Source organism: Maribacter sp. ACAM166 (genome assembly GCF_005771495.1).
Lineage (GTDB): Bacteria > Bacteroidota > Bacteroidia > Flavobacteriales > Flavobacteriaceae > Maribacter.
This window is the reverse complement of sequence record NZ_VAUW01000083.1, coordinates 1-2,933: the sequence shown is the minus strand read 5'-3', so window position 1 is coordinate 2,933 and position 2,933 is coordinate 1. Positions and strand designations below refer to the sequence as shown.

Below are 2,933 nucleotides of genomic sequence, written 5' to 3'. Positions count from 1 at the left end.
ACTGTTATAAGAGTTAAAAGCAGGGGATAAAACTCCAGTTGACTAACGAAACGTCTATCTTTATATAAAATATAGAGCTCTTTTAAAATACTATTTACCAACTAATTAAAAGCCTAATTAATAATTTATTGTAATGTGTAATCCTGAAATATAAAATTCAGGTCTGCTGCAAATCCTTTTTATAAAATCATGATTTAAATATTTCCTTAACTTATTAGACAACAACTATTTCACATGATTAAATTTTTAAGAAAAATTTAATGCGTAATATGCAATCACTTTTGGAATAATGTTGGAGTTCTTACAAGATATTCATAACTTTTAACCATATTAAAAATAAACATAGTAAAACAAAAGCAATATATAAGGTATTGCTGATTATTTACAAATGACCCAAGAGGAAAACACTTATATTACTATACAACATAAACTTTATCCTGATGAAAACTTCGAGATTATTAATTTCTAGCTATTTAATTTTCACTTCACTAATTGGGTTTGCACAACCGAAGGAAGCAATTGAAAACTGGAAAGGGAAGACAGTACTTTTAATCGGGGCTCATCCTGACGATGACCATCAGTCACATGGCACATTAGCTATGCTAAACAAAAATGGTAATGATATATATATCCTGACCATGACTGCCGGGAATGTGGGAACAAAGGATCCAAAACTAGGAAAAAATGACCTTGCGAAGATTAGACGTATTGAACAACTCGATGCAATGAAACAGATTGGTTTATCTGAAGATCGTTATATTAATTTGGGTTATGATGATGGAAGACTCGAATTTGCAAATAAGGAAGAAGCTATTGGTAAATTGGTATATTATATAAGAAAGCTAAAACCTGATGTATTGATGGCTTTTGATCCTGGGTATAATTATCAGGTTTGGCACAAAAGTGATCATCGCGCGGCAGGGTATTTAGCTGCTGATGCTGTGAGAGCAGCAGAATGGCCTTTGATGTATGAAGGACATATTATACAGGACAAATTAGAGGCTCATGTTATTCCTGAATTCCTTTTCTATGGAGGCAATGTGTCAGACAAAAATACCATCGTAGATATTACTGATTTCGTAGAACAACGTGTCAACGCAGGCTCCAAATATGTGAGTCAATGGACATCAGGATGGAATAATTATCTGGGACATGATATTGAAAAATATCCTGCTGCAGAAAAAGAAAAATTATTTAATAACATCAGGAAGCGAATTAAAGTAATCGATGGAAAATCAGTTGAAAGGTTTAGGTACCATCAAGGAGCACCAGACTCCATGGGTCGTGCTCCGCGGGATTAAAACAGCTCCCGCCATTTTTAAACTGGCGACCACATAAGTAAGAACTTTTATTACCCCAACCACCCTTCTCTATCCAAGGAACGATATTGTATTGGACTTGCAACAAAAAAGTGGACAATTAGTTAAGAGTCATGCTGCTACTTTTTGATTAAATGTTTAAAATTAAGAAGCATTCGTGCGATCGGTACGACCGAGCATGAATACGGTGTTAAACTACTCCAGGTATGTGTCTACTGAGTTTCCTATGGGTTTTGATATGGATTGGGTTGGAGGTTTTAAGTGGCACCTGCGTTGATGCTTTAGCAATTACCGTAACTACATTAAAACGCAGTTTAGCCAAACCATTGTGCTTTATTACGACCCGTCCTGAATAAAGGCTATATAATTCTAAACAGTTATGAATAAAAATAGCCTGTTAACTAGGTGAATGCATAGGCCTTAAAAGGCCGCATTTCGTCCATGTAAATCAAAACTTATTGTAAATTGCAATTAAATTATTAATCACAATAGTGAACACGAAACTGAACACGTTTTGGAACACGATTTTTATAATATAGCATCCCACAAAGGCCATTTTTAGGCATTTTGTGATTTAAGAGTTGAATTCATAACCCGGAGGTCGCGGGATCGTGCCCCGCTCTCGCTACATTGTAAACAAAGGGAAACCCAAGATTTAGATCTTGGGTTTTTTTATTAGGTAAAACATAGGTAAAACATTTTGGGATTTTTCTTATTCAATTGCTTAATCTTTAAAATCCTATTGGTACGGGCTTGATGCCCATTTAAACCGTAAAGATTGGTTTTGTCAAATGGTCTATAGAAAGAATACAAAAGATGTTCTATTCAATTGTATTCTTGATATGACCTTCTATTTTTTGAACTTTATCATAAAATCAAATAAGCTTCGACTGAGTCTGAAACAACTTTCACATAAAATCTTCCAATAGTATTTGAGTAAAAAGGTATGGGAATGGGATAAAAAAAATTAAAAATAAGATGAACCCTAGGAATCACAACTACTATCATGTTCCTCGAACTTTTATTGTCATCAACATCGCTACAATTTATTGACAGTCAGTTTTAAAGAGTTTATAGTTGTAGAAATATCATCGTTTATCTAAACTTTTTGTTAATTGATGCCTAACAATCAATTCAGTTAATTTATCATCGATGATTTTAAAGTTTTTAGAAATAACGACTGGCTTACCGTTTATTCGAATTTTAAATGCTCTAAAACCTTCTATTGTTTTAGTGTAACATACATTAGCTTCCATAGTTTCATACTGGTCCACGTATATAAAACTTTGACCATTCTTTAATTCTAATTCAGACATCCTGTTTATCTTTAATTTAAACTTTACTAAATAATTAAATTTTCATAATTATTGGAAGTTAATGAATCAATCTAAAAGCTCATAATATCTTCATTGTACTTCTTAAGATACACTAAGAAACCATAGTTCAAAGTTTAAATAAAGGACAAAACGCAAACTATTTAATATCCACATAGAGCCACATAACATAAAAACACCACCGTTTTTAAGTGTTTTAGCCACTTCGGTTTGTTGCTTCAATAAAACATCTTGTACATACCTTTTCTCTTTGGTCTGAGATAATGCTATTTGAAATGAT

The 2,933-nt window shown here is 32.9% G+C and carries 3 protein-coding genes; 1 reads left to right on the top strand and 2 read right to left on the bottom strand.

Going from position 1 to position 2,933, the window contains the following annotated elements; translation table 11 throughout:
• Positions 1-440: 440 nt before the first annotated feature.
• Positions 441-1,301: a PIG-L deacetylase family protein gene (locus ES765_RS21375; protein ID WP_138116545.1), complete on the top strand. Its 861-nt coding sequence runs from the start codon at positions 441-443 to the stop codon at positions 1,299-1,301.
• 1,106 nt (positions 1,302-2,407) lie between these two features.
• Here ES765_RS21375 and ES765_RS21370 read toward each other — a convergent pair.
• Both ES765_RS21370 and ES765_RS21965 read right to left on the bottom strand, forming a co-directional pair.
• A complete protein-coding gene (locus tag ES765_RS21370) occupies positions 2,408-2,635 on the bottom strand; it encodes a hypothetical protein (RefSeq protein WP_138116543.1) in 228 nt (75 codons plus the stop codon).
• 102 nt (positions 2,636-2,737) lie between these two features.
• Positions 2,738-2,933, bottom strand: a 196-nt coding sequence (locus tag ES765_RS21965) for a hypothetical protein (RefSeq protein ID WP_171017403.1), incomplete at its 5' end; no start/stop codon positions are given.

Excerpts from the sequence above, each read along its gene's own strand:
- ES765_RS21375 (WP_138116545.1), top strand. The coding sequence starts at position 441 with ATGAAAACTTCGAGATTATTAATTTCTAGCTATTTAATTTTCACTTCA.
- ES765_RS21370 (WP_138116543.1), bottom strand. The coding sequence starts at position 2,635 with ATGTCTGAATTAGAATTAAAGAATGGTCAAAGTTTTATATACGTGGAC.